Raw genomic sequence first — 6,168 nt, forward strand, 5'->3', positions numbered from 1 at the left:
AGTTCATGCCTTAATTAATACATGCTAAGTTCAACGAACCCGATAATAATAACAACTACACCAACAATAAGTAGAACTGTTCCCGACTTCTTAGTTGCATCATGCTGTGCCAGAATGCCTCCAAAGACACTTCCTGCAATTCCAAAGGGAATAGGAAAAATAAACCAAGAAAGAAAAATTGCAATCCAACCTAACGTCAAATACACTGTGGAATTGGGTGAACGATCATCTTTATGATCATTAACTGAATTATTTCTTTTGGTATAATCATTCACATTTTGGACGGATTCTGGTTTAGAGTGGTTTTCAGATTGTCCATTATTATCACTATCTGCTGATGATTGGTCCATTTCATTCTGAGGCGTCACATTTTGAACGACTGCCGACAAATCGTAACCGCACTTTTGGCAAAACTTCGAATTTGTGGGGACTTCCGCACCACATTTAGGGCAAAACATTGTTTGATTTTCCAAAATAATACTTCCTAACTAATTATTTATTTGAATTTTTCCATTAATGAATTCAGGTTCTGCTTTTGATACGGCGCACCTACTAATAGCTTGGGTGCCAAGAAATTCAGCCTTTCTTTAACTGTAACAATCTTAAGCTTATTTTGCATTACGCCAGAAGTTAAGTGGATTTCTTGAATCTCATTATTAGGAACGAATGTATTCACGCCATTAAAATGACCCACCAAGTCATAACCAACAAATAGAATTCCTTGTTCTTCAAAGCTGACAAACATCATTTTATTATTAAGAGTGGCTAAAGCCCCTATCAATAACATCTTTTTCATATAATTATTCTGAATGTACAGAACATTATCAACTTTGCCAGGAAATCCCATCGCTTGTTTATATTCGCTAATCCGTTCTGGCCTGATATCCCGATTTACTCCCGACATGTTTGTAGGCGGGATCAGTGCATCAATTGCAATTTGGTCACTCGTTGCCTTAGCGCTTATTTCAGATAAAGGTACGTCTAGAGTATTATCCTTCATTTCCGCATCAGTGGAAGGTTGTTTGGTTCCACACTTAGGACAATAAATGGCACTTAAAGGAATCTTCGCACCACATTTAAAACAAAACTTAGTTTGCTGATCCATCTGTCTACTCTCCAAAATATTAGTTTAAATCATCCGCAATATTGTACTTGACGATTCCGTGATTGACTTGCAAATAGGTTCGGTCACTATTGTATGGCGACATTACTTGTATATATGAATATCCTGAAGTGTAGTCATTGTCTAAGCTCTGTGATTTTTCCTTCAATTCTTTAACTAATGAATTCCAAATTGATGGATAACCATTGTCAAGATTTGTCATAGCAGTGGAACTCTCGGGGATATCAATATCAAATGTTTGAGTTGATTCTGAATAGTGGACTGTAGCCGAGCCAAAATCATCGTCTTCCCGGATGGTGCTCTGTATGCTGCTAGCTATACTATCTGTATTTGGGTGGTTGTAACGAAATATTTTTGTGGCTCCAACTAATACAACCAGAACTACAGCAACAATGATTACAATTCCCCAAGGCTTTTTAAACCATTCTGTAGGAGTATCTTTAGCAAGTACCGCATCGTTTGAACTTCTCTCCCTTGATTGAGATGGCTCACTTTTTTGTGCTGGCCTTGATCCCTGCCGATGATCCAAACCACTTACTGCCGGTTGCTTGGCACCACAAAATGGGCAAAATTCAGCAGCAGCCGGAATTTTTTTGCCACACTTCGGACAAAACTTAATTTGATTATCCATAGAATCACTCCCAATATTTATGTAATGTTTTAGATGCAAATCAAGAATCTACGTCCAATCATCCTTTCTTGTAAATCAGGACCCACAGCTAATTATAATTTAATGTTTGTATTATGTCATTATTATTTTGTTTCAAGTAAATTTTTCAACTATATATAATACCTCGATTATATTATTAGTTAGTATTAAATTAATTTTGTATCACCTTTTAAAAGTTCCCCTTGCTTAGTTGCATAAAAATGCCTTCCAACTAATATATGGTAGCGGAAGGCATCATGTTCTATTCAAATAATGCTTCTACAACGCCACTGGCTTATTCTCCAGCAGCTTCTTAAAGGCGGCCATCGTCTCATCGTACTTCGGCAACGTGTCAGTATCCTGCGCCTTGGTGACAATTTGAATAATTAAGTCGTTGTAAGGCGTTGGAATTCCATGTTCCTTACCAATCGCCGCAATCAAGCCATTGATTTCATTAATCTCAGTCTTTCTGTGATGATAGAGGTCCTGCAGCATGCTGGCTTTCAAGTTATTGCTTTGCTTGATAAAGACCCGCAAATTCTGGACTTGCTCATCGGTAAAATCGTCGCCCTGAAGCTTGAACAGTTGGTTCATGTCGGCACCGCCAATCGTGGCAAATTTAACACCATCAGCATGACCAGCATCTAAGCCTTCATTGATTAAATGAAGTGCAGCTCGTGCCCCCACTTCATCAGCAGCAACTTCTCCAAAGGTCGCATCCGACGCCGCAGACAAGCCGCTGAATGATTCGTTAACCAGCAACTTAACCCACTTAGTTCCCATCAGGTTGTCGGAAACCGTGACGCCACCAACACTGGATAAGATGCTTTCAATCATCACAATTCGATCCGTCATTCGACCATCCAACTCACCAATTGCATAAGCGCTGCTCTTAAACGCATCATAATCTGTCGTCAACTCTGAAACACCAGGTCCGCCACCAGTCCCACCAAATTCAACGGTCCCGGCAACCACATTCTTGGCTGGAATCATCTTAGTAATGTTTTTCTCTGGAACACCATTCTGCAATGAAATCAGGGTGCCATCCGGTTTGAGAATTTTCTTGATCGCCGGAATTACCTCATTATTGAAGCCCTGCTTCGTGTGGAGTAGAACAACATCATACTGACCGGTCACTTTATCCGGCGTTACCGCCGTTACCGGCACCGTCAAGTTGGCAGTCCCCGTAATGTGTGCACCCTGACTGTTCAAGGTGTCGACATTTTCCTGCCAAGCATCCACCAATGTCACATTGTCCTTACCATAGGCCTGAGTTAAGTAAGCCCCTGAAATCGTTCCAATCGATCCCGCACCATAGACAGCAATCTTCTTGTCTGACATATTAGGTCCCCCCTATCGAAATCGCAACGACCAACTATAAGAGAAATTAGCAAAGAAATGTTAACTTCATGTTAATATTACATCCGTTGTAAGCGGTTTCAAAGAAAAAGGCCCCATTCATTCTTACAGGTAACTGCCGAGCAACAGTGCCCGAGTCACGTTATATACCTGCCTTTCCTGCTCCCAATCTCGGAAATCCTGTCGCAATTCATCGCTGGCATCAAACAATTCTGACGTCTCAAACCAGGCGTGAACTGTTTCATGAGCCAAGACGACCAGCTTTTCTGACCAAGTGACGTTTGCATTAACAAAAATCAACGGCGCAAAGTCGTCCAACATCACGAAACCACGGAACTCATCCGGATCCAATTGCCGTGCTGCATCGTCACGGACAAAGCCACTCTGCATCACAACCACTCGAAGTTTCGTCAACGCACGTTGTAAGGACTCGAACCGCTGTTGGGGATCCCGTTGAAAGACCCAATCGTGATACAAGCCCAGCCGTTCCAGCAGCTTCATTGCAATCACCTTTGGCTCCTCATGACTGCCGACACCGCCGCCAAGGAAACGACAGAAGCCAAAGCCCTGCCGTTCTCTTTGACTACTTAACTCTTTTTGTTGTTCTTCCATACCCAACAAGACTTCCGTCAGGTTGCGGCTTGGTTTCCGCTCACCGCGAATGGTCCGTAATGCCAACAACGGCACATCCTCGACCGGTGCCTCTGATAAGAAGAAATAGTTAAATGGCACCCCTAACTTGTCACTGACTTGCTTAATCTGTTGAACGCTGGGGCGAACGTCCTTTTCCAACCATCGCAATATTCTCAATTGCCATTCCTCTGTCAATTGATCAAAATCAGAATGTTCAATGATCCATCTAACAACATCCGCTCGCACACGAAAATGGGTGTTCATCGCCATGGTTTTACCGCCCTTCAAATAATTACCTCATGTTATTAATCAAATTGTATCACGGCCTGTACAATGGACGTCAAGCGAACATAGGTAAATTTTTCCTTAAGATAAAATATCGTTCCGAAATTATTACTTGTGCCAACTACTAATCACATAAGGTAATAACGACCGCTTTTCTTTTGTAAATCGTCTATCAACTATGTACACCAGTACTGCATTCCCGTATACTAGTAAATGCTGTTTGTTCAGCAATACACATATTGGGAGGTTCATCATGTACAAAGCATCAAAACTCGCATCTATCGCACTACTTTCATTCACTCTGGGGGTTACCACTATTTCCACCATGCAGCCATCAGGCACATCAATTGCCATGGCAAAAAAGCGGGCGCATCGCCAGGCTAATCGTGTCCTAAGTTATACCAGTTTGAGTGGCACAACGCCATACACTGCCAACGGTGGCAAGCTTTATAGTTCTGCCAGTCTTTCAGGCAAAAGTCGCAACGCTGGAAACTATCTTCAAACGACCCTTTACGCATTCAAATCCGCAAGAGTCCGCAAACCAACTGGTAAAATTGCTGTCTACTACTACGTTGAAAATAGTACCGGCAATATCAACGGTTGGATCTGGCGAGGCAACCTGTCTCAAAAGAAATCTTACGATCAAGAAACCGCCGATATCCGTGCGATGATCGCAATCGTTCGAACCATGAGTCCAGATTCTCAAGATGATATCTTAGACAACGTAACCAACATTTCTCCAAAAGCTGCCTACAACGATGGCGATACAAGTGATAACTGGGATATTGGATCAGTCATTGGCCAAATGCGTGACGATGCCGATGATTCTGGCGATAAGGCAGATATCTTGGCAATCGAAAAAGCTTATAACTTGTTCAAAGGACGGTTTGATACCCTGAATAATAACAAACTGGGTGCCCTTCATGACCGTTATGTGGAAGCACTAAATAATGATGACGCAGGTGATGCGGCCTGGAATCTTGCAAACACGCTTTCTGGTGCTGTGTTCAACATGCAATAATTCATTTATACTAATTAAAATTTATATGCACAGCTGAAAAACCAGTCTCCAAGTGAAATACTTGGGACTGGTCTCTTTGTGGATAAATAGTTCGGAATGAATAATCCTCAAAAAAAGTAATGGCAATCATAAGCGTTAAAGTTGCTCACCATTAGCTAATCCTGTAAAATTCCATTTTGTTGTCATGAGCGAACGGTTGTTCATGAATCGCAATCAAATATTACTGAGGGAGAGCTTAACAAGATGAATTATGTAAATTATTTGACGTCGGTCGGTAAACGCGTGCATGGGGATATTTTGCACATTGATGATTTGGTTGAGTCACACATTCAAAAACAAGCAAAATCAGTTGATATTCATTGGAGAAACGTTGACGCACTGGTTGCAATTCAAGGATCAAGGATTCGAACGGCCATCCTCGATTGCAAGCTGGGAATCATCGGTGTTCAGGAAACCCCAATCCGACTACTCAAGCAAATGCTAAATCAATATCCCGTCTTGTCCTATCGTAAGCTAAAGCTAATCAACGGATATCTGGAAATCAATGAGTATAAACCATTTGTGTATGGTGGCGTGGGATTTGCACCGCTAAAGGCCACAAAAGGAAAGAATTCATCGTGGATCAGTACCACTAACATTCAAGACCATGCAGAAATGGACCACACTGATACGATGCACATCTCTTTTGACAATTGCAGCAGTCCGATTGAAGTCAAAATATCAGAATACTTCTTGAAAAAACGAAAACGGGCAGTTTCACAAGTCCAACGATTCCATGATGCCATGCACGCCCAGTATGAAGTCGCAAGCACTGAGGAGTACCAAAATGCTTACACGCACTACAAGTATGGCATGTTTCCAGAAGACCCCATGGCATTTGAACTCTACGCCTTAAAAGAAACCATTCGAAAAACATTGGAAATGCTTGATTATACGTATACGGATGAAATGCTTCTGGAATTAATGAGAAAACACATGAGTTAATGTTTTGGCCCTCACACACTGCGTTTATTTTCAGCAAAAAAAGCCTTCCCGCTCGGCCTCTAAAAGAGGCCGGCGAGAAGCCCGATTTGAAGAAATCATTATTTGTAGGCTTGG

At 41.8% G+C, this 6,168-nt stretch carries 7 protein-coding genes; 2 read left to right on the forward strand and 5 right to left on the reverse strand.

Annotation, left to right across the window (positions count from 1 at the left end):
• Nucleotides 1–14 precede the first annotated feature (14 nt).
• The 5 genes from FC51_RS07505 to FC51_RS07525 form a co-directional block, all read right to left on the reverse strand.
• Nucleotides 15–473 (reverse strand): zinc ribbon domain-containing protein, encoded by a 459-nt coding sequence (locus FC51_RS07505; protein WP_057909780.1) that lies wholly within the window; start codon nucleotides 471–473, stop codon nucleotides 15–17.
• Nucleotides 474–496: 23 nt separating this feature from the next.
• Nucleotides 497–1,105: a zinc ribbon domain-containing protein gene (locus tag FC51_RS07510; protein ID WP_057909781.1), complete on the reverse strand. Its 609-nt coding sequence runs from the start codon at nucleotides 1,103–1,105 to the stop codon at nucleotides 497–499.
• Between the two features lie 19 nt (nucleotides 1,106–1,124).
• Entirely contained in the window at nucleotides 1,125–1,754 is a 630-nt protein-coding gene (locus tag FC51_RS07515; RefSeq protein WP_057909782.1) for a zinc-ribbon domain-containing protein, read from the reverse strand.
• A gap of 297 nt (nucleotides 1,755–2,051) precedes the next feature.
• A complete protein-coding gene (locus FC51_RS07520) occupies nucleotides 2,052–3,113 on the reverse strand; it encodes a ketopantoate reductase family protein (RefSeq protein WP_057909783.1) in 1,062 nt (353 codons plus the stop codon).
• Between the two features lie 123 nt (nucleotides 3,114–3,236).
• Nucleotides 3,237–4,052: a hypothetical protein gene (locus FC51_RS07525; RefSeq protein WP_057909784.1), complete on the reverse strand. Its 816-nt coding sequence runs from the start codon at nucleotides 4,050–4,052 to the stop codon at nucleotides 3,237–3,239.
• A gap of 250 nt (nucleotides 4,053–4,302) precedes the next feature.
• On the opposite strand from FC51_RS07525, the gene FC51_RS07530 reads away from it, so the two are divergent.
• Nucleotides 4,303–5,070 (forward strand): hypothetical protein, encoded by a 768-nt coding sequence (locus FC51_RS07530; RefSeq protein WP_057909785.1) that lies wholly within the window; start codon nucleotides 4,303–4,305, stop codon nucleotides 5,068–5,070.
• 243 nt (nucleotides 5,071–5,313) lie between these two features.
• Complete coding sequence (locus tag FC51_RS07535; RefSeq protein ID WP_057909786.1) at nucleotides 5,314–6,054, forward strand: competence protein ComK; 741 nt, start codon at nucleotides 5,314–5,316, stop codon at nucleotides 6,052–6,054.
• Nucleotides 6,055–6,168: the final 114 nt, after the last annotated feature.

This window comes from Lentilactobacillus parabuchneri DSM 5707 = NBRC 107865 (assembly GCF_001435315.1).
Lineage (GTDB): Bacteria > Bacillota > Bacilli > Lactobacillales > Lactobacillaceae > Lentilactobacillus > Lentilactobacillus parabuchneri.